Raw genomic sequence first — 21,325 nt, forward strand, 5'->3', positions numbered from 1 at the left:
CCCATGGCAATCTATCTACCCGGAACCGCTGACGATCAATCCCTCGCACTCGACGAGATGACCCCCCGCGAGATCGTCACCGAGCTGGACAAGTACGTCGTCGGTCAGAAGGCCGCGAAACGCGCCGTCGCCATCGCTCTGCGCAACCGCATGCGCCGCCAGAAACTCGCCCCCGACCTCGCCGAAGAGATCATGCCCAAGAACATCATCATGATCGGGCCCACCGGCGTTGGAAAAACAGAGATCGCCCGCCGCCTCGCCAAGCTCACCAACTCGCCCTTCCTGAAGGTCGAAGCCTCGAAGTTCACCGAGGTCGGCTACGTGGGCCGCGACGTCGAATCCATCGTCCGCGACCTGGTCGAGATCGCCATCGACATGGTGCGCGAAGAAAAGCTCGAAGAGGTCGAAGACAAGGCCGAGCTCGCCGCCGAAGACCGCTTGCTTGATCTCCTGCTGCCCCCCACCCCCGCTGCGGTTACCGCCGCTGCAGCAACGCACGAGCCCGGAAGCAACGTGATCCAGCTTCCTGCCGCTACGCCGGAGTCTCCGTCCGAGACAGAAGAAAAGCCCGGAGAACGCGAACAGCGCACACGCGAAAAACTCCGCCAGCAGTTCCGCGAAGGCAAGCTCGATGAACGCATCGTCGAGATGGACGTACGTGACCGCAATCAGCCCAGCTTCGAGATCATCACCAACCAGGGCACCGAAGAGATGGATATCAATCTCAAGGACATGCTCCCCGGTCTCTTCGGCCAGCGCACCAAGAAACGCAAGATGAAGGTATCCGAAGCCTTCGAGTATCTCGTGCAGGAGGAAGAAGGTCGCCTCATCGACATGGACCAGGTCACCCGCCTCGCCGTCGAGCGCGTCGAAGACTCCGGCATGGTCTTCCTCGACGAGATCGACAAGATCGCCGGGCGCGAAGGCGGCCACGGCCCCGACGTCTCCCGCGAGGGCGTCCAGCGCGACATCCTCCCCATCGTCGAAGGCACCACCGTCAACACCAAGTACGGCATGGTTTCGACCGACCACATCCTCTTCATCGCCGCCGGAGCCTTCCACGTCTCCAAACCCTCCGACCTCATCCCCGAGCTCCAGGGCCGCTTCCCCATCCGCGTCGAGCTCCATTCGCTCACCGTCGAAGACTTCGTCCGCATCCTCACCGAACCCAAAAGCTCGCTGGTCAAACAGGCCGTTGCCCTGCTCGAAACCGAAGGCCTCAAGCTCGAGTTCACCAAGGAAGCGATCGCGGAGATGGCGCATTTCGCCTTCCGCGTCAACGAGACCACCGAAAACATCGGAGCGCGCCGCCTCCACACCATCCTCGAGCGCGTCCTCGACGAGATCAGCTTCCAGGCCCCCGACCTGATGAAGACCTCACGCGGACAACCCACCGAAGAGGGCGTCGTCGCCCAGATTGCCGCCGAGAGCGGCCCTGCCGCCTCGCCACTTCCCGTCATCGAGCGCGAAACCGCAGGCGTAACCGAAAAAGTCATCGTGGTCGACCCCGAATACGTCCGCCAGCAGGTCGCCTCCATCGTGAAAGACCAGGACCTCTCCCGCTACATCCTCTGATCCTGAAACCTACATACCGGCATTCTTTGGGAGACGCCAAGGTGGCGCGGTCGGGCGCCTCCCTCCAATGCTGCTCTTGGGACTGCGGCTGAGATATGCTTCCGGCATGACACTTTCCGCTCGCAATCAACTCATAGGCACCGTCGAAGAGATTCAGCTTGGCGGAGTAATGGCCCACGTCGCCGTTCGCGTTGGCGAGAACCTCATTGAAAGCGTGATCACCAGAAGAAGCGCCGAAGAGATGGCACTCAAGCAAGGGGATGCTGTCAAAGTGGTGATCAAGTCAACCGAAGTGATGCTCCAGAAGGACTGAGCTCATCCTCCTGCCACAGGCCAGAGGGTGCGGTTTCTGACGGCTGGCAGCGGCGTCGACCCGCCGCTATCGCCACGACCTGGTTCAAGATAACTTCCTATTTGCCGACCATTCGGAAGCTTGCGACAGATTCGCTCACCACAAGCGAAGAGTGAAAGAATGGAAACGATAAAAGGAACTTGTCTATGAAAGTCCCCGGATTACTTGTCCTTGTCTGTGCAGCTTCTCTCTTTGCTAACGCCGCCTCGCAAGGCAACAATAGCAGCTTGCCTCCTGCACAGGTGCCGGCAAAGACCCTGCCAGTGCCGGGAGATGTCAGCCCTGAAATGCAAAAGATCATCGCCGCCCCACGCAATCCGAACTGGAATGTTTTGTGGAAGACGGGTGAGGAATGGAGAGCGGCTGCCAACACTCAGGCGGCAAAAACGATGCAAACTCTTCCGGCATCGCGCGAGCGTCTCCACGTCACCACCAAGCCCGGCACGATGGGCGGAGTAAGAATCTTTACGGTTTCATCCGACAGCATCCCGCACGAACACCGCGACAAGCTGCTCATTCACGTTCATGGCGGCTGCTATGTCATGTTTCCAGGCGAGTCGGGTACAGGCGAGGCCATCCTCATGGCCGGACTGGGACACTTCAAAGTGGTCTCGGTGGATTACCGCATGCCGCCCGAAGGCTACTTTCCCGCAGCGCTGGATGATGCGATGACCGTTTACAAGGAGGCGCTGAAGACATATGACCCTAAAAACATCGCGGTGTTTGGCACATCCGCTGGCGGTGCTCTGGTATTGGAGATGATGCTGCGGGCGAAGCAGATGGGCCTCCCCATGCCTGGAGCGATCGCGCCTGGTACACCGATGTCAGATGTCACCAAGACCGGCGACACCTTCTACACAAACGAGATGGTTGACAATGTTCTTGTATCTCGCGATGGATTCTGCGATGCCGCCACGGTTGTTTATGCACACGGACATGATCTTAAGGACCCGCTCCTCTCTCCGGTTTACGGAGATATGCACGGATTTCCGCCAGCGATCCTGACTACCGGAACGCGCGATCTGCTGCTGAGCAACACCGTGCGCGTCCACCGCAAGCTGCGCGAAGCCGGCATCGATGCGCAGCTCGAAGTCTTCGAAGGGCAGTCACATGCTCAGTACCAGTTCGATGATCGTGCCCCCGAGACAAAGGCAGCCTTCGGAGAGATCACCGCATTCTTCGATACGCATCTTGGCCACTTATCGGACAGATGACGGCGCAAAAGGTTTGCTCCCGAATAACGGTCAAACCGCACCTTACCGGTTGTTGGCCGTTCGGGAGCGTAAGGGAAGGGTTGCCGACAAACCGGACAGAACCCAAAATGCATGGCAGTAGGCTCTTCTCAAGGAGCGTGACTTGGACCTGTTATCGCCAGTTGAGATTTGGCAGTACTAGCTATCAGTAAACACAGGCCTGGTTTGCGCTTCTAATAGATTGCTAATTCAGATCAGTAGGATGCGCGTCAGGCAAAGATTCCAAGAGGGCTGCCAGATCTCTTTTCAGATAAGACAGCTTGGCACGTACATCCTGAAGCATTGCCATCCGATCTTCCAGATCATCGATGGTCAGCAACAAGTGCTGCTCGGGGCTGTTGGTCACATGATCGATCTTGACCTGTCCAACGGGCGTATTGGGCGGTGGGTCCAAGCGCTTCAGCTCAATCCAGGTGCGCATCAGTCTGTCGCGTCTCGTGATGTGGTCTGGGTCACTTGGCGCAACTTCACTTAGGAAGTGCCAGATTACAGGCGGATAGTGGCTCGTCGGAAGTATGGGGCGGTCAAAAAATTGGGCGAGCATGTTCGACTCCGTTTCAAGGGTTCGGGTCTCTCCCTTTTGAGCATGAATTCCGTACAACGCAATTCCTGCTGCAATAGCCCCTCCTGCGATTCCCGTTCCTGCCGCTGCAGCCGTTTGTGTAGTCGAGAGCTGCAATCCCGCGCTAGTTCCTCCCAATCCTCCCCCAATCAGAGCACTCAGCAGGTTCGCTCGAGTTACTCTGTTATCACGACGGTCAGCAAGGAAACCGCGGACCTCCGTTGCCCGCGCTATCTCGTTGTCAATCTCGGCTACCGTCGCGTCTATTTGCAATTGCACGGCTGCTGTACGCTCAACAACCCTCTGGTGCAACCAAAGTATCCTCCACTGCTCAGGCGAGCCGGCAGGGGCATCCTGTCGTGCGGCTCGAAGCTCATCAATCTCCGCCGAGATTCCAATTAGACGCGCAGTGCTGGCAACAGGAGTAATAGCCGCTAAACCGGGATTAGCGAAATCCCCATGAGCCTGGCACCAACCGGCTCCAGTGGTGACAAAAAGCGCTAGAATCACCGCAATATGGGTATTTAAACTCATCAACTCAAGAATGCCATGCCTCTTGAACAGCGAAAAGTTTCTTTGCGGTCCAGACGGAATAAACGAGTGTTTTCCGTCCTGTCGCCTCAGGACATGCAAATCGGCACACTCACCTTTCATCAAATATCCTTTCGTTAACTCCCGCAAATACGAGGAAAGATATCCCAAAAGTAGAGGTAGATGGGCTGCTGCCAACCCGCTCTTCGGACGCGTCTACATCAGCTACGCCGATCGCTTGTCGTCCTTGAGCCCGTGATAGGCAGAAATCCTCAGGTCGTCGGAGTCAGCAAACTGTTGCAAAATCACCTTCCCACGAATTTGAAGCCAAGTGGCGAAAGGCCCGGCAGAGGAGAAGACTCGGCTAATCTGCCGATTGTTCCCGGTTACGGTCTACTCGTACCCTTGAAATCTAGGAGCTTGTTGAAATAGCTAGAGCTGACTCCTTTACTGATGAGGTTTTGGGTTGATGCAGGGGAGTTGGGTTGTTTATGACGGCTGGCTGGCGGATTCTGCGGCATGTTTTCTTGCCGGGTTGAAGACTCAACCGGCCTTCAGGCGCACTGCTGCTGTGGGTCCTGCTGAGTATGGCTTTGGATGAGCCTTGGCAGACGCAGCAGGTTATGTGCGGCGCAGCTGAAGACGAAGATCCAGTCGACCTTGGCGAGTCCTCGCACCTTCAGCTGGTCGAGCGGACCGGTCTGCTTCAACCAGCCAAATGTCTTCTCCACGAGCCAGCGGCGGCTGAGGCTGAGCGCATAGCCGGCGTGCCGGGTGGTCCTGCCATCGAGGTTCGAGCGGCGTCCCTTGTCGTTCTTCTGCACATGTGCGGTGACGTTGAGGGCGCGGGCTCCGGCGATGAAGTCCTTCGCGTCGTAGGCCTTGTCGGCACCAACCGTGATGCGCCGCGAGCTGTTCTTCTGCCGCTCGTCGAGCATCAGCAGGGCGGCGTCGCGCTCGGCATGGCCGTCGGCCTGGGTCGCCATCGCGGCGGCGATCAGGCCGTTGCGGTTCTCCACCAGCGCATGGCCCAGGTACGCGAGCTTCGACTCCTTGCCATAGCTCTTCTTGTAGAGCCGCGCCTCCGGATCGGTAGTCGATTGATGGGTCTCGTTCGACCTCTTCTGCCCACGGAAGTTAGTGCCGTCGCCATCATCGGAGCCATCCTTCGGCCGGAAGCTCTTCTGCGATGCCCAGGCCTGGATCAGCGTGCCGTCCACGGTGAAGTGCTCGTCACTCATGAAGCGCTTCGCCAGCACGTTCACCTCGGCGAAGAACCGCTGCGCCACGTCCGACGTCAGCAGCCGGTCGCGGTTCTTGGAAAACACGGCATGGTTCCACACCGCGTCGTCCATGCCCAGGCCGACGAACCAGCGGAACAGCAGGTTGTAGTTCAGCTGCTCGACTAACTGGCGCTCCGAACGCACCGAATAAAACGCCTGCAACAACAGCGCCCGCAGCACATACTCGGGCGCAATCGAAGGACGGCCTGATGCCGAATATAGCGCATCGAAATCCTCGTTCAGCGACACCAGAACTGCATCCGTCAACTTGCGAATCTCGCGCAAAGGATGATCCTGTGGAACCCGCTGCTCCAACGTCACACAACTGAACATCTCACCCTGAACCCGCTCGTCGCCACGCATACAACAGAGACGGACCAACACCCAGATCAGACGAAGCCAGAACCTATTTCAACAAGCTCCTAGATCCTCGAAGAACCCATCTTCACGCCGAAGGCCTAAGGTGGGGTATTCGAGCGAAGCTCGGCCAACTCGCTAAGGGCACGGCTTCAGCAGTGTCAAAATGCATCTCACAACAAGAGGTCTTCAGCCTGTTCACGAGCGAGACTCAACCGCACGGTCCCCACGCGGCATCACCAGCTCCACATCCCCCAACCCCAGCTCCCGACCATCCTCGCTCCGCACCACCATCTCCGCCAGGGGCTTGCGCTCCTTCGCATCCAGCAACACAGAATGTTCGTCTCCACTGCCGAACATGAACCTCTCCCCCCACTGCCGCAGCGCCACCATCGCAGGCAGCAGTGCCTCGCCCTTTTCGGTCAGTTCATACTCGCGGTAGGCGCTCCCATCCGATGCCGGAACCACCCGCAGAACTCCCGCCTCCACCAGCCGCTTTAGCCGCGTAGCCAGGATGTTCTTCGCCATCCCCAGCCTGCGCTCGAACTCCGAAAAGCGCTTCACCCCCAGCATCGCATCGCGCACAATCAGCAGCGACCACCACTCCCCCACTACGTCCATCGATCGGGCTATAGGACAGACGCTGTCCTGGTTGGACTTATGCTTCATACCATCCTCCAGCAATCATTTTATCAAAACTAGTTGCATCTTGAAACCACATTCAACCATCAAAACCACGGCTGCAAAAGTTCAGGTGCACAGCCGGAAAGAGGAGTGAGAGAGATGAAATTGCAAGGCAAGAAGGCATTGATTACAGGCGGCAACAGCGGTATCGGACTGGCAACGGCAAAGCTCTTCGTCGAGGAAGGAGCGGAGGTCATCATCACCGGCCGCAATCAGCAGACCCTCGACGAGGCAGTCAAGCTGCTCGGGCCCCACGCGCACAGCTTCCGCGCCGAGATAACGGACTCCGCCGCCCGCAAAGAGGCCTTCCAAAAGGCCGCGGAAAAGTTCGGTAAACTCGACATCGTCTTCGCCAACGCCGGCATTGCCGGCAACACCCCCGCAGGCAAGACCTCCGAGGAGCTCTTCCGCCAGATCGTCGACATCAACCTGACCTCCGTCTTCTTCACCGTCGAAGACTCTCTCCCCTACCTCAACGACGGCGCCTCCATCATCCTCAACGGCTCCGTCATCGGTACTCTCGGCCAGCCCGGTTATGCCGCCTACGCCGCCACCAAGGCCGGGGTTCGCGCCCTCGCCCGTTCCCTCGCCGCCGACCTCTCCCCACGCCGCATCCGCGTAAACGTCGTCGCCCCCGGAGCCACCAAAACTCCCATCTGGTCCCGCAACGACTCCCGCACCACCGAGCAGGTCTCCGGGCTCGAGCAGCAGTTCTCGAACGTGATCGCTCTCGGTCGCATGGGCGAGCCGGAGGAGATCGCCAAAGCCGTCCTCTTCCTCGCATCCGACGACTCCTCCTACGTCCAGGGCGTCGAGCTCTTCGTCGATGGAGGAATGACCGGAACCCCGTTCGGAGGACCCGCAGCCCGGGGCTAAGAGCCAAGCCAAAACCCTTGTCAAGTCCCATTGCGGAGTAAGCCTAACAAAATGAACGGCTTATAAATGCCGATTAGTTTCGCGCAGCTTGCTAGAATAAAACCAGAAAAGAGAAGCCCCGGAGGGTAGCCTCCGGGGCTTTTATTATGTCCTTTGTTTTCAATATTTTTGGCTATAACTTCCCTGTTTTCAATATTTTGCAGGGAAAATTTCGCACAACTTACACATCATAAAATACTTACCCTGTACCCCCCCGGCGGGGGTACAGGGCAAAAAACTATACCAGCGTGGCGTCCAGGGTAATCTCGGCGGCCTTCAGCACCTTCGAGACCGGGCAACCAACCTCGGCCTTGTGAGCCAGCTCGTCGAACTTCGCCTTATCGAGATTGGGAACCTTAGAAGTGTTGGTGAGATGAATCTTGGTGATCGTGGGACCTTCGCCGTGCAGGTCGAGCGTTACCACCGCCTTCGTCTCGATGGACTCAGGCGTGAAGCCGGCCTCGGTCAGCTGCGCGCTCAACGCCATCGTAAAGCAGCCGGCATGAGCGGCGGCGATCAGCTCCTCAGGGTTGGTGCCGACGCCCTCGGCGAAACGGGCGGCGAAGCTGTACTGCGTATCCTTGAGCGTGCCGCTCTGGGTGGAGATGGTGCCTTTACCCTCTTTGAGAGTGCCGTGCCAGATGGCGCTTGCGCTGCGATCCATGGAAATTCTCCTTTATGTTCAACCGCTTTTTTGACGGTACACGATTCGATGCATCCCTGCGGTGAACCGGCGGTTGAAAATTCTGCAAACTGGGTTAGCCTTACGGAATGTCGAGCCTGGACTCAACGGTAAGCGAGAACCTGGAGAGGAGGACCGGAGAACAATGCTCCCTACCTGCGGAGCACCATCAGGTCTATTGCCCCACCTGCTCGTCGCGACTCGAAGACAGCCGTTGCAAGCTGGTCTGCCGCACCTGCGGATACTTTCTGAGCTGCGCCGATTTTTACTGATCTTCCCTTGCCCTCTCAGCTGCGAAATCACCGCCGCGTCCTCCGTTCAAGGTGTCTGGAAATCAGCTTCCTCTGGTATCGTCATCTGCGATGAAGAACCGAAGCTTGTCACGGAAAAAGACCGGCGCGCAGACGCGGCGGCGGTTGGGGTTCGCTCTGACATTGACGTTGACGTTGGCAGTCGCCGCTCGTGCCGAGACGCACGATGCGGTTGAGTGGGTCAATCCATACATTGGCACCGGCTCCGGGTCCATCGGCTACGGCGGAACCATGCCCTTCGTGACACCACCGTTCGGCATGACGAACTGGACCGCGCAGACGCGACAAAACCGCCTGAGCGTGGTCTCGTACAAGTACGAGGACACCGTCCTCCAGGGCTTCATGAGCACGCACCAGCCGGCGATCTGGATGGGCGACTACGGCTACCTGACCCTCGTTCCTCAGGTGGGAGCTCTGGCGACGACACCCGAGGCGCGACAGATGCGCTTCAATCACGCTGATGAGATCGCGCGGCCCGACTACTACTCCGTCTGGATGACCGCAAAGGACGGCAGCCGCCTGCGCGCAGAGATCACCGCAACCGAGCGCTGCGCCTACATGCGCTTCACCTTTCCGAAGAACGCGAGCGGACGTGTGCTGGTGGAAGCCTCACGCCCAGGAGTCGCAGGCGAAGCGAAGTTCGATGCGGCTAAACACGAGATTACGGGTTACAATCCAGACCGCACCGATCGCAATCTCGGACCGTTTGCGCTGCCGAACTTCAAGGGATACTTCGTCGTCGAATTCCGGCAGAGCTGGAAGAATGCGAAGACCTATGGCGCGGATGGCGCCGGTTCGCACGGAGCCTACGCGGAGTTCGGCGCAGGCGAGATGGTCGAGGCGCGCATAGGAACATCGTTCCTCAGCGTCGAGCAGGCACGGGAGAATCTGCGCAAAGAGATTCCCGCATGGGACTTCGACGGAGTGCAGAAGAAGCTGCGCGTCACGTGGAACGACAAACTGGGCCGCATCAGCGTGGAGGGCGCGACGGACGACCAGAAGAAGATCGTCTATACCGGCATCTATCACGCTCTCCTGTATCCGCGCGTGTTCTCGGAGTACGGAAGATACTACAGCGCCTTCGACGACAAGGTGCACGAGGGCGAATCCTACACCGCCTACTCGATCTGGGACACGTTTCGCGCGGAGAACAGCCTGATCACGCTTCTCGCCCCCGAACGAGTTCCCGGCATGATCACCGCGCTGCTGCAGAACTACAAGGAAGGCGGATGGATGCCGAAGTGGCCGAATCCGTCCTACACCAACATCATGATCGGCACGCACGCCGACTCGCTGGTGGCCGAGGCCCTCGTGAAAGGCTTCACCGGCTTCGACAGGAAGACCGCCTGGGATGCGGTCTACAAGGACGCGATGACTCCGCCGGAGGGCGACACGACCCGGCGCTGGCTCGACCGCGAGCCTCACACGCCCTACGAGGCGCGCGGTGGCCTCACGTACTACAAGCAGCTCGGCTATATCCCTACTGACAAGACCGATGAAGCCGCTTCGCGCACCATCGAAGACAGCTACGACGACTGGTGCGTTGCCCAGGTGGCAAAGGCTCTCGGCAGACAGAAGGACTACGAGTTCTTCCTCAAACGCTCGCTGAACTACAAACATCTCTTCAACCCCGCCGTCGGGCTGATGAACGGCAAAACCTCCACGGGCGCGTGGGCTCCGCTGGGCGGAGGACGCGACAACCCCACCAACCGCTCCGTCTCTGGCTGGACCGAGGGCGATGCATGGGTCTACACCTGGGGCGGCCTGCACGATATCCCAGGCCTGGTGGCGATGATGGGCGGCGCGGACAAGTACAACGCCAAGCTCGATCAGCACTTCGCAGGCAGGCACAACGTCCATAGCAACGAGCCGAGCCACCACTACGGATACCTGTACGACTACAGCGGTCAGCCGTGGAAGACGCAGGCGAAGGTACGCGAGATTGCGAACGCCGAGTACGCGAACCAGCCTTCGGGGATCGACGGCGACGACGACTGCGGACAGATGTCCGCGTGGTACCTCTTTACGGCGATGGGATTCTATCCCGTGAATCCGGCGAGTGGAGAGTACATGATCGGCAGCCCGATGTTCGGGAAGGTGTCCCTGCGGCTGGGGAACGGAAAGACGTTCACGGTGCTCGCGAAGAATAACAGCGCCACGAACCTGTATATCCAATCGGCAACGCTGAACGGTAAGGCGCTCAACGAGCCAGTGGTTCGCTACAGCGACATCCTGCAAGGCTCAACGCTGGAGTTCGTCATGGGAGCAAAGCCTTCGAAGTGGGCAAGCGAGTGGAGAGGAAAGGCCATCAAGGATTAACAGCGCCGTCGATTTTGTGAGCTTTCCCGCGCCGGGTTGACTACAATTCCGCCAGCTTCATGGGCCATGGGTTTCCAGACTTCGAAGGCGAGGCTTCTGCATGAACAGCGTGCGTCATTATCCCTTGGCAATTCTTGTTGCGACCCTCTGCTACTTCGGTTTGGGAGCGGTGTGGTTCACCCTCTTTCGCGATCCATGGCTTGAAGGAATCGGAAAGACCATGGAGCAGTTACAGATGAGCGGTGTCAGCCCCATGCTCGCCTATGGAATCGCCCTCATGATGACCCTCGCGCTGGCTCTGTTTCTTTCATGGCTGATTCAGGCGACAGGCCCCCTGACGGTCGCGCGCGGAGTTCAGGTCGCCATCGTGCTCTGGTTCTGCGTCGTATTCGCCACCTGGGCGACCGAATACGCATTTGAAGGCCGCGGCGTGAAGATTCTCGCCATCACCAGCGGCTACTGCCTGGTGGGGATGGTGCTGATGGGCGCCGTACTGGGTGGATGGACGAAGAAGGTGGAATGAGCAACAAGATGCGGAGCTGTTATCGCTCTCGTCTGGCTAAGCGCGCCGCGTGCACGCATCCGGCGCGCCCGGTAGTTACTTCGCCGATGCTTTACGCGCAGCTTCAAATTCATCCCCGGGGAGCCACTGAATCGCCTTTGGAGCGGAGATCGCCTCCCAGCCCAGTTCCATACCAAAGCGCACAAGCTTGGCGTTACCCGCGAAGTCCCAATCCGGATGATAGTTGTCGGAGAAGTTGTGATAGTCGCGACCGACGAACTCTTTCTCCCTCGCCTCGCCCCATGCCTCGTCGTGGCCCTCGAAGAGCTCTCCCTGATCGACCGAAAAAGCAGGAATGCCCACGCGGGAGAGGCTGAAGTGATCGGAGCGATAATAGCCGCCGGCCTCAGGGTGCGCATCGGGAACGATGGCGAGATCGAATCGTTTTGCCGTTGCTTCCACCACGGAGTTGAAGGTCGTGCGCTGCGCTCCGTTGAGATTCACCTCACGCGGAATCCCGACGGGAAGGATCATGTCGTAGTTGATGTCGAGCGCGATCTCGGACGGCGGAATCGGCGGGTGCTGGCCGAGATACTCAGAGCCCAGCAGACCCTGCTCCTCCGCGGCTACGGACGCGAAGATGACGGAGTGCGGTGGCTTGATGCCAGAGGCAGCCCAGGCGCGGGCCATCTCCAGAAGCATGCCGCAGCCAGTGGCGTTGTCCGCGGCTCCGTTGTAGATATTGTCGCCTGCCATACCGGGAACGAAACCAAGGTGATCGTAGTGCGCTGTGTACATCACGGCCTGGTCGGGCTTGTGTTCGGCGACGTTTGCGCCAGGAAGAATGGCAACAACGTTCGGAGATTGAAAGCTGCGGACATCGCTCTCAATGTGGGCTTCGAGACGGACGGGAAGCTCTGCAGGTTTGAATCCTCGCTTGCCGGCGGCTGTCATCTCGGTGTCGAGGTCGAGGTTTGCGGCCTTGAAGAGCGTGCGTGCAACGTCGAGCTGAATCCAGCTTGCGGCTGCAAGCTGCGGGTCTTTGTTATCGCGCAGGTAAGTCTTCTCACTGGTGTTGGAGTTCTTCACCACCTCCCAGCCGTAGCTGGCGAGATCGGTGCGATGAATGATGAGAGCGCCGATGGCTCCCTTGCGCGCGGCCTCTTCGAACTTGTAGGTCCAGCGGCCGTAGTAGGTGAGGGCCTTGCCGCCGAAGAACTTCGGATCGTCCGACGGCGGATCGCCGACGATGCAGAGCACGACCTTGCCTTTCACGTCGACCCCGGCGTAGTCGTCCCAGCCGTACTCAGGAGCTACAACACCGTAACCGACGAAGACGATCGGGGCGTCGATGTCAACCGATGGCGTGAGCGTGCGATTGCTCACCGTGTAGTCGTCCCCGTACTTCAGATCGTAGGAGTGCAGCATGATCGACATGCCGCCGCCCTCGGGCTTCTTTGGAACCAGCGAGAAGCGCGTCTTGTCGCCGATGGTTTTGGTTCCGACGAAGTTGACCTGCTGGAGATAGGTTCCGTTATCACCGCCGGGCTTCAGACCATCGAGCGCGAACTGGGTCGCGATGTATTGGGCGGCGATCTCGCCGCCGCGCAGGCCCGGACCGCGCCCTTCAAGAAGGTCGTCGGAGAGGAACTTTACATGCGCACGAATCTTCTCAGGATCCACCGCTGCCTCGGCGGACTTCATCGCAGCAGGAATCGACTGCGCCAGCGCGGCTGCGGAAAGCATGAGAAACGGAAGGAAGGCGGCACGAATAGATCTCACGTGTATTCTCCTGCAAGATAGGACGATGACTTCAGTTTAGCCGCTGAGCGCGGCGCAACTCGCTTTTTAGATTCGGGAGCGGAAGCAGACTCCGGCTCGGGAAAACGCAATGGACGGATGTCCATAACATCGAGCCGCTGAAGAATCTTGCGGGCAAGCCCGGTAAGCGGAAGCGAAAGCAGGCGGCTGGTTCGTAGCCAGTGAAGATCGGCCTTTGCGGCAGGAATGGCGCGGCGCAGCGCGCGATCGTGAGGGCCTCGCGGAGCGACGACCTGCACATAGTAGTTGGTATTGGTGATCGCGTGGCGCAGGCGAAGCAGGGGCTCGCGTCCTTCGATAGCGTCGATGGGAAGCGGGGGAAGCTCATACATTCCGGGCATCAGGCTGACGTCGGCTGCGCGGCGCTCCAACAGAACCTCGGTCACGGTGCCGCGCTTGCGCAACGAGAGCAGATGCGCGGCAGGCCGGCTGCGCTGGGTTGAGCGCAAAAGTGTGACATGCTCGCCGCGTGTCCTGCACATGGAGAAGACGGGGCAGTTCAGGCAGAGGGGAGCGCGCGGCAGACAGATCGTCGCTCCCAGCTCCATCATTGCCTGGTTGTGGTCGCCGGCGGCGTTGGTCTTCTGATCGACGCGGCGGCGTGGAACCAGCGCCGCGGCCTGCCGCTGCAGAAAGGTTCGGCTTACGACGGTGGTGTCTTTAGGACGGCCCAGAATACGCAGAAGAACTCGTTCGACGTTGCCGTCGACGACCGGAACGCTTTCGCCGAACGCGATACTTGCAATCGCGGCGCAGGTGTATTCGCCGATGCCGGGCAGGGTGCGCAGCTCGGCCGCGGACCTGGGAAGCACGCCGCCGCGCCCTTCGGTGATGAACTTGGCCGCTTTGTGAAGCATGCGCGCCCGGCGGTAGTAACCCAGGCCGGACCAGGCGGCGAGGACCGCGTCCTCGCTGGCGAGAGCGAGCGCGACGATGGTTGGAAAGCGACGCAGGAAGGCGTGATAGTGCTCGATGACAGCCGCGACCCGGGTCTGCTGCAGCATCACTTCCGAGACCCAGGTGCGATAAGGATCGGATACGCCTCGCCATGGAAGCTCGCGGGCGTGCATGCGGTACCAGTTCATGAGGCGCCGGCGAAAGAGGAGTGGATCGAGCTCGGCGTGAGCGACGATCCCAGCGGTGGCCTCTAGCTCGTCGTTGGGGGAGGGGCGCAGTCGAGCTTGCATCGGAAGACAGTCTACCGCCTCTCGTGCGGACGTACTATGGAGAAGTATGCGACCAGCGCCTTTTCCACCACCAAAGGTAACGAGACGAAGCGTGCTCAAATTTGCAGCCGCGACCGGTGGACTTGCGATTGCCCACCCCTTCTCGGGCGCGGCCCAGGCGCACCACCCCGATGCGCACGTCTCTGCGGAAGACGCTCGATGGCGCGAGACCTGGAACGCGGCCTTGGCGTGCCTGGCCGCGAACGTTCGCACGGTTCCCTGGTATGACCGGCCCGTTCTCTTCGAAGGCGCCGTTTATCCCGGAATCTGGCAGGAGTGCGGTCCACACGAAGGCCTGGTCTACGCCACGCTGGCGAAGTATGTCATCGTGAGCGATCCGGCGAAAGGCGCGCTCGCCGCGGCGAAGAACAACCACATCGCATTCTTCGCCTTGCAGCGCGAAGACGGTCAGTTGCCCGCTTCCATCAAGATGACCGAAGCCGGATATGGACAGATTCAGATGGTGGTTCCGATCGCGGCGACCGCGTGGAAGCTTTCGCAACTGACCGACGACGACGAGCTGCTGGTCACCGCTTACAAAGCGTGCAGCCGATGGGACGCGTGGCTGCGCGAGCACCGCAACACACGCGGCACGGGCCTCGTGGAGGGCTTCTGCACCTATGACACGGGCCATGACAACAGTCCGCGCTGGAAGGGAGTTCCCGACCGCTGCCCGGACGCGGATGCGAAGAAATTTCCGACAGGAGTTGGCGTACCCAGACTGTGTCCCGATCTCTCCGCAACGGTATACGGCGGACGCGTTGCGCTGGCCGCGATGGCGAAGGCGCTGGGCAGGCCGAACGAGGCTGCGCGGTGGGAAGCGGAGGCCGAGGAGCTGCGCCTTCTGATCCTGTCGAAGCTGTACGATCCCCAGGATGCAGCCTTCTACGATCTGGACACAGAGAACAAGTTTGTCCGGGTTCGCTCCGATGTGATCAGCCGCGTGCTGGGCGAGCACGTGTTGAAGATCTCCGAGGCCCACGACCGCGCGATCTTCGAAGCGGTCTGGACACGGCAGATCCATAACCCAAAGGCCTTCTGGGCTCCCTATCCGCTGACCTCGATTGCAATGGACGACCCAGCCTTTGTGAAGCCGATTCCGCGCAACAGCTGGGGCGGAGCTTCGCAGGCGCTGACTGCCCTGCGCGCCCCCCGCTGGATGGATCATTACGGCAAAACCACCGAGCTGAAGCAGATGATGCGGAAGTGGTGCGAAGCCATCCTGCGAAACATCGAGTTCCGGCAGCAGATGGACCCATGGACGGGCGAGTTTACGCAGGCCGACCCCAGCGGATACTCGCCGGCGGCACTGACCTTTCTGGAGTTTGCCCGGCGCCTGGATAGGGCGCCGAGCGTCTAGGCCATATGCCTGTTGCCGGAGTTGTCTCCGGTACCGCAAGCTGGTTGCACTTTTCTGGAGACGGTAACCCTTCTATGAGACTCAAGCTCGTCTGCCTGTTGTCCTTCTTTGTCCTGATGCTGCGCTTCGCGGCAGCGCAGGGAACAGTTCCAACCTTCACCCACACGGTAGGCGATAAGAGCTATACGGTGATGGGCGGCGATCCGGGCGAGGAGAAGACAACGACGGTTCCAACGGTGCTTGTTCCGGTTACGCTCGAGTTCGAGTCGAAGAAGCAGGCCGGAAGATCGTTTCGCCTGGATGCGGGCGCTGACGTGCCGCGTGTGCTGCACTCGCCCGTGTTCTCACAATTTCCCTTCGGCGCAAGCGGCACGACCCAGTACGCCGATGCGATGCTGCGGGCTACTTTTCCCAAGTCCGCGGGCTGGCATACGCTGCTGGGCAAACCTGAGGTGAAGCCCATCACGGTGACAATTCCCGCGGGCTTCGGATATGTGCTGACCTCGAAGAAGAGCGGCAGCGCGCTCGCGGTAGTCGATCTGCAGTTCCTGCAGAAGGAGGTCTTCAAACAGGTTCCGAAGCAGGACGGCAAGCTGGTGCTCGCGCTGACGCACAACACCACGTACTACGTTTTGGGCGATGCCACGGTCTGCTGCTCGTGGGGAACGCATGGAGTCGACGGTACGACCGGAAACTCCTTTGTGCTTGCAAGCTATCTGCACGATGCTCCGGCGATCGTCGAGGACAAGGATGTGCAGCCGCTGACGCAGCAGCTTGCGGAGTTCGTCAACGATCCTCTCTACGATCCGCAGATGGAGGAAGGAGCGAACTACGCGAAGGGGCCGGGGAATCGTGTGAGCTGGATGCGTCCTTCGTTCGCCGAGGGAGGCGACCAGGGGCGTTGCGGCGGCACGAGAGTTTCCACGCGGTACTTCCTGCTGGAGCCGACGGACACGAACCCCAAGAACAACTTTCCGGCTTCGAAGGGCTTTGTCGCGAAGGCGGGAGGCGACTCGTACCACGTGCAGAACGTTGCCCTGCTGCCGTGGTACGCCGGTGCTTCCGGGAGCCCCTACAGCTTTCCTGACGCGAAGGTGCTGACGGAGGCAGCCAAGCCCTGTCCGGAGCGGCGCGCCGGGGCCACCTCACCTTCCCGGCCGACCGTGGAAGCCATCGTTCCGCCGTCCGGCGACAATAGCCATCGGCTGATCGGGTACTGGGCCGGTTATGGCAGCGCCAGCTCCACGTTTCCGCTGCGTGAGGTTTCGCCGCAGTGGGACTACATCCTGGTGGCCTTTGCGACTCCCGATAAAAACGCGCCCGAGGGAACGATGCAGTTCCACGCGCCCACCGGAATGGACGAGGCAGCCTTCAAAGCCGATATCGCAACCTTGAAGAGCAAGGGCAAGAAGGTGATGATCTCGCTCGGAGGAGGCGGACAGCACTTTACTCTCGCCAACCCGGAGCGCGTTCCCAACTATGTCGCGTCGGTGACGAAGATCGTCGAGGAGTATGGCTTCGATGGAATCGACATCGACTTCGAGAGCCCGTCGCTTTCGATCGATCCGGGCGATACCGACTTCCAGCATCCCACCACGCCTTCGATCGTGAACCTGATCAACGCGCTGCGACAGCTTCACGATCACTTCGGCGAGAAGTTCATGATCTCGCTGGTACCCGAGGGCACACAGATTCCCGGCGGCTATCCGAGCTATGGCGGACAGTTCGGATCGTACCTGGCGATCACGTATGCGATCCGCGACATCCTCACCTTCATCGATGTGCAGGACTACAACACGCCTCCGCTGCAGGGACTGGATGGGGAGATCTACCAGGCCGGCAACGTGGACTATCACGCTGCGATGACGGAGCTTCTGCTGCACGGCTTCAACGTGGGCGGAGACCCGGCGCACTTCTTTCCGCCGCTTCCGGCGAAACAGGTCGCTGTAGGCTTCCTGACCGGGGATGCGAGGCCCTCGGAGGTGAACCAGGCGATGGAGTACATCATCACCGGCAAGGCTCCCGCGGGTACGACCTATAAGCTACGCAGGACCGGCGGTTATCCGGAGATGATCGGGGCGATGTTCTGGACGATCGATGCGGACCGGAGGGGGAACTATAACTTCTCGAACTCCGTGGGCCCGCTGTTGCATGGGTACCCCCCTCCCCCCTCAAAATAGGCACCCGGCACCTTTCGGGCGTTGGATGAGAAGCCGGGCTGAAGCTGACCTACCGCAGAGGCCTGAATGGGGCACCCGGCGAACTACTGCGATTCTTCGCCTTCGGCTCATAATGACGGTTTAGGGGGTACGGAGTGGGGTCCGGCTCGGACATCTTCAAAATGGCCTCAGAAGAGCCGTCGTTACTGCGGCGGCTCTGCACCGGACTGCTCGCTGACCATGTACTCGGCGTACCAGTCCGGCCAGTTCTCGTCGCGCTGCCCGCCGGTGCGCTTCTCGTGCTCGCCGTGGGCCGCCCCCGCACGCCGAAGTGCGCTCGCCAGATCTTTCGCCGACGCGAAGTTGGTCGTCGCGGAGTCGATGCGACCGGGCAGCCGCGTCGTGAGCTCCTGCAACAGCCAGCCGTTGCCGTCCGGATCACGGAACGAGGCGAACGAGCGGTAGCTGCGATGCTCGGGATCGGGACCGCTGGCCCGGAGCCGCCCAAACAGGTAGGGCTCGTCTGGGCCAGCGTACACACCGGCGGCGTCGTGGAAGACCTCGCTGAGCTTGACGCCGCGGGCGAGCAATTCGTCGCGGGCGGCCGCTATGTCGGAGACGATCAGGTATAGGCCCTGGGTGGACCCGGGCGCCGCTGCAGTGACATTCTTGCCGAAGATGACGGAGCATCCGGAGCCAGGCGGCGTGAACTGGATCACGCGGAAGTCGTCACCGGAGGCGTAGTCGGCGTCGAGCCGCCAGCCGAGCCTGCTGTAGAAGTCTTTCGCGCGGTCGACATCCGAGACGGGGATGACGACTATCTCGAGCTTGAACGGTGATTGTGGGGATGGAGGAGTTAAGGGTCCGGCTTCAGGTTGCATCATGGCTCATTCTCCTTACAGCGAGTGGCCCGTTCCGCAATCGGATGATATCGAAATGCAATTCAACCTTCGCCATTATGCCAGAACAGAGAGGGCGATTCCATTGGGATGCGGGGCACCCGGCATTTGGGATTCGGCTGTCTCGAGAATCTGTGGCGCTTCCGGCGAACTACTGAGATTCTTCGCTTCGCTCAGAATGACGGTGTGTGCCGAAGCAATGGCGGTGTGGTCGAAATGGCGGTGTGGTCGAAATGACGATGTGCCCGAAGCGTTCCCAACAATTCTATGACGTGTGGCCGAAGCATTCCTAGCAGTTCTGGTACTTCCAGTTGCGCGGCTTGCCCTCGGCTATCCATTCGATGGCCTGGGCGATGCGCTTTTCTTTGGTCTCGGCGCGTTTGGCTTCTGTGATCCATTCGGCGTATTCGCGTTGGCAGGAGGAGCTGAAGTCGGCCCAGACTTTTTGCGCGGCCTTGTTCTTTTTGAGGGCGGCGGCTAGTTCGGCGGGGGTGTCGGGGGTGGGGCGAGCGGCCCTTTTGGGGCGCTGCATGGTTTTGGCGCCGTCGTCGATGAAGGCTGCGGCCTGCTTGATGTAACTGACGAGGACTTTGTTCGGCGGGAGGTCTTTGAGGCTGGTGATCTTGCCGATGGAGCCCATGCCGTTTTCGTCGATGCCTTGCTCCTTGAACCAGACCTTCATGGCTCCACCGAAGAGGCCGAAGCTGCAGTGCGCCTTGAACGCGGCTAGGTTGCCAAACATCTGTCCGCGATAGGTAAAGAAGGGCATGCTCCACTTGATGTCCTCCTGGATTTCGGGGACGACCTTGTGGACGAGCTCGCGCAGGTGCGTGAGGATGGGCTGGGCGAAGGCGGCGGACTTGTTGATGTAGGCATCGACGCGGGGATCGAAGGATTCGGCGGCTTTCATGACGCGAAAAGTTTATCAGTGTGGCGTGGATGCGGTTCGAGCTGTCGCTCGAATTGCCCCCTCATGCGATGAGACCGCATGAATGGGGCACCCGGCATTGAGGATTAGGCTGTCTCGAGAATTTGTGGCGCTTTCGGCGAACTACTGCGATTCTTCGCTTCGCTCAGAATGACGGTGTGGCCGCAATGGCCGAGGGAGGTTCGGAAGCGATCCGAAGCAATCCATGGACGCACTATGCGACGATTAAGCGATGACTAAAGAGAGAAGCGAACGAACCCCGCAGGTGCTGCCGGGGCAGGCCCATGGACCGGCAGTGGTGATTACACGGAGGGCAGCGGATCGTCTGCGCGCGGGATATCTGTGGGTGTACCGGTCGGATGCGGAGTCGCTGATTCCGCGCGAGGGCGAGAGCGATGTTGCGGCGGGTGCGCTGGTGACGGTGGTGGACGGGCGCGGAATTCCGCTGGGCTCGGGCCTGTACAGCTCGGCCTCGCAGATCGCAGTCCGGATGGTGAGTGGCGTGGCAGGGCTGACGCGCGCGGCGTACCTGAAGGACGTGCGGGAGCGGATGGAAGCCGCGCTGGAGCTGCGGCGCGAGCTGGCACCGGCGTCGAAGGAGAACGACTCCTGCAGGCTGGTCTTCGCGGAGGCCGACGTGCTGCCGGGGGTGGTCGCGGATCGCTACAACGACCTGGTGATTCTGCAACTGCTGACGCAGGGGACGGCACAGGCGGATGTTCGCGGTGTGCTGGCGGAGACGCTGCGAGAGCATTTTGCGGATGCGGTTACGGCGATCGTCGAGCGCCCAGACCCGAAGATTCGAGAACTGGAAGAGCTGGAGGCGCCTTCCACTGCGCCGCTGTGGTCCGTGGATGGGGCGAAGCTAACGACCGTGTTCACGATCAACGGAGTGCGCTTTCACTACGACGCTTCTTCGGGACAGAAGACGGGAGCGTTTCTGGATCAGCGGAGGAACTATGCCGCGGCGGCACGGCATGCGAAGGGGGCGGCACTCGATATCTGCACGTACCAGGGCGGATTTGCACTGCACCTGGCCCAGAGCTGCGAGCGGGTGACGGGAGTGGATGTGAGCCGGGCGGCGCTGGAGGTGGCGGATCGAAATCTTGAGCTGAACCCAGGGCTGAAGGCGCAGGTGGACTGGATGGAGGCCGACGCGTTCGAGCTGCTGCGGGAGTATGAGGCAACGGGGGAGAGGTTCGACACGATCGTGCTGGACCCACCGGCGTTTGCGAAGTCGAAGCGGGCGGTGGAGGGCGCGCTGCGCGGATACAAGGAGATGAACCTGCGGGCGATGAAGATGCTGCGGCCGGGGGGAACGCTGGTGACGTGTTCGTGCTCGCACCATGTGGGGCGCGAGGAGTTCGTCGGCGTGGTGGCGGCGGCGGCGGCGGATGCACACAGACGGGTGCAGGTGCTGGAGGTGAGGGGCGCGGCTCCGGATCATCCGGAGATTCTTACGCTGCCGGAGACGGGGTATCTGAAATGCCTGATCTGCAGGGTCGATCAGGGGTGAGTAAAGTGTAAGTCATTGATATGCAATGATTTGCATATATAACAAATTGATGCATTTTTAAGGTGCGGACGAAAAAGTTCGACTAAGATC

Annotated in this window: 17 protein-coding genes; 9 read left to right on the plus strand and 8 right to left on the minus strand. The window is 60.4% G+C overall.

Going from position 1 to position 21,325, the window contains the following annotated elements; genetic code table 11:
* Positions 1-3 precede the first annotated feature (3 nt).
* From hslU to BDD14_RS14885, 3 genes are all read left to right on the plus strand, one after another.
* On the plus strand, positions 4-1,575 hold the full coding sequence (hslU, locus tag BDD14_RS14875; RefSeq protein WP_130419490.1) for an ATP-dependent protease ATPase subunit HslU: 1,572 nt from the start codon (positions 4-6) through the stop codon (positions 1,573-1,575).
* Between the two features lie 106 nt (positions 1,576-1,681).
* Positions 1,682-1,888, plus strand: a complete 207-nt coding sequence (locus BDD14_RS14880; protein ID WP_130419491.1) for a TOBE domain-containing protein — start codon at positions 1,682-1,684, stop codon at positions 1,886-1,888.
* Between the two features lie 185 nt (positions 1,889-2,073).
* On the plus strand, positions 2,074-3,141 hold the full coding sequence (locus BDD14_RS14885) for an alpha/beta hydrolase (RefSeq protein ID WP_130419492.1): 1,068 nt from the start codon (positions 2,074-2,076) through the stop codon (positions 3,139-3,141).
* Positions 3,142-3,364: 223 nt separating this feature from the next.
* Here BDD14_RS14885 and BDD14_RS14890 read toward each other — a convergent pair whose 3' ends face one another.
* From BDD14_RS14890 to BDD14_RS14900, 3 genes are all read right to left on the minus strand, one after another.
* Positions 3,365-4,471 (minus strand): hypothetical protein, encoded by a 1,107-nt coding sequence (locus BDD14_RS14890; RefSeq protein WP_130419493.1) that lies wholly within the window; start codon positions 4,469-4,471, stop codon positions 3,365-3,367.
* Between the two features lie 356 nt (positions 4,472-4,827).
* On the minus strand, positions 4,828-5,919 hold the full coding sequence (locus BDD14_RS14895; protein ID WP_130417184.1) for an IS5 family transposase: 1,092 nt from the start codon (positions 5,917-5,919) through the stop codon (positions 4,828-4,830).
* Between the two features lie 192 nt (positions 5,920-6,111).
* Positions 6,112-6,582, minus strand: coding sequence for a winged helix-turn-helix transcriptional regulator (locus BDD14_RS14900; protein ID WP_130419494.1), 471 nt, complete (start codon positions 6,580-6,582; stop codon positions 6,112-6,114).
* Positions 6,583-6,696: 114 nt separating this feature from the next.
* Here BDD14_RS14900 and BDD14_RS14905 point away from each other — a divergent pair, with 114 nt between their 5' ends.
* Positions 6,697-7,473 (plus strand): SDR family NAD(P)-dependent oxidoreductase, encoded by a 777-nt coding sequence (locus tag BDD14_RS14905; RefSeq protein ID WP_130419495.1) that lies wholly within the window; start codon positions 6,697-6,699, stop codon positions 7,471-7,473.
* Positions 7,474-7,750: 277 nt separating this feature from the next.
* On the opposite strand, the gene BDD14_RS14910 is transcribed toward BDD14_RS14905, so the two are convergent.
* On the minus strand, positions 7,751-8,176 hold the full coding sequence (locus BDD14_RS14910; RefSeq protein WP_130419496.1) for an OsmC family protein: 426 nt from the start codon (positions 8,174-8,176) through the stop codon (positions 7,751-7,753).
* A gap of 395 nt (positions 8,177-8,571) precedes the next feature.
* On the opposite strand from BDD14_RS14910, the gene BDD14_RS14915 reads away from it, so the two are divergent.
* Both BDD14_RS14915 and BDD14_RS14920 read left to right on the plus strand, forming a co-directional pair.
* Complete coding sequence (locus tag BDD14_RS14915; RefSeq protein ID WP_242617962.1) at positions 8,572-10,824, plus strand: GH92 family glycosyl hydrolase; 2,253 nt, start codon at positions 8,572-8,574, stop codon at positions 10,822-10,824.
* Positions 10,825-10,924: 100 nt separating this feature from the next.
* Positions 10,925-11,347, plus strand: a complete 423-nt coding sequence (locus BDD14_RS14920; RefSeq protein ID WP_130419498.1) for a DUF1761 domain-containing protein — start codon at positions 10,925-10,927, stop codon at positions 11,345-11,347.
* Positions 11,348-11,422: 75 nt separating this feature from the next.
* Here the strand turns inward: BDD14_RS14920 and BDD14_RS14925 are convergent, their stop codons facing one another.
* Positions 11,423-13,108: a M28 family peptidase gene (locus BDD14_RS14925; RefSeq protein ID WP_242617963.1), complete on the minus strand. Its 1,686-nt coding sequence runs from the start codon at positions 13,106-13,108 to the stop codon at positions 11,423-11,425.
* Complete coding sequence (locus BDD14_RS14930; RefSeq protein ID WP_130419499.1) at positions 13,105-14,334, minus strand: A/G-specific adenine glycosylase; 1,230 nt, start codon at positions 14,332-14,334, stop codon at positions 13,105-13,107. The genes BDD14_RS14925 and BDD14_RS14930 overlap by 4 nt, the downstream gene beginning before the upstream one ends.
* 91 nt (positions 14,335-14,425) lie before the next feature.
* Between BDD14_RS14930 and BDD14_RS14935 the strand changes: the two genes are divergently transcribed.
* Both BDD14_RS14935 and BDD14_RS14940 read left to right on the plus strand, forming a co-directional pair.
* Positions 14,426-15,733 carry an MGH1-like glycoside hydrolase domain-containing protein gene (locus BDD14_RS14935; protein WP_242617964.1) on the plus strand — a complete coding sequence of 436 codons (1,308 nt, stop codon included), beginning with the start codon at positions 14,426-14,428 and terminating at the stop codon, positions 15,731-15,733.
* A gap of 74 nt (positions 15,734-15,807) precedes the next feature.
* Positions 15,808-17,913: a glycosyl hydrolase family 18 protein gene (locus BDD14_RS14940; protein WP_130419500.1), complete on the plus strand. Its 2,106-nt coding sequence runs from the start codon at positions 15,808-15,810 to the stop codon at positions 17,911-17,913.
* 182 nt (positions 17,914-18,095) lie between these two features.
* On the opposite strand, the gene BDD14_RS14945 is transcribed toward BDD14_RS14940, so the two are convergent.
* Together BDD14_RS14945 and BDD14_RS14950 are read right to left on the minus strand one after the other, a co-directional pair.
* The gene (locus BDD14_RS14945) at positions 18,096-18,776 is read right to left on the minus strand and encodes a VOC family protein (RefSeq protein WP_130419501.1); all 681 of its coding nucleotides are present in this window, start codon (positions 18,774-18,776) and stop codon (positions 18,096-18,098) included.
* Between the two features lie 304 nt (positions 18,777-19,080).
* A complete protein-coding gene (locus BDD14_RS14950) occupies positions 19,081-19,701 on the minus strand; it encodes a YdeI/OmpD-associated family protein (RefSeq protein ID WP_130419502.1) in 621 nt (206 codons plus the stop codon).
* Between the two features lie 250 nt (positions 19,702-19,951).
* Between BDD14_RS14950 and BDD14_RS14955 the strand changes: the two genes are divergently transcribed.
* Complete coding sequence (locus BDD14_RS14955; RefSeq protein ID WP_130419503.1) at positions 19,952-21,235, plus strand: class I SAM-dependent rRNA methyltransferase; 1,284 nt, start codon at positions 19,952-19,954, stop codon at positions 21,233-21,235.
* Positions 21,236-21,325 lie beyond the last annotated feature (90 nt).

Origin of the sequence: Edaphobacter modestus (assembly GCF_004217555.1) — a bacterium.
In the GTDB taxonomy this organism is placed as follows: Bacteria; Acidobacteriota; Terriglobia; order Terriglobales; family Acidobacteriaceae; genus Edaphobacter; species Edaphobacter modestus.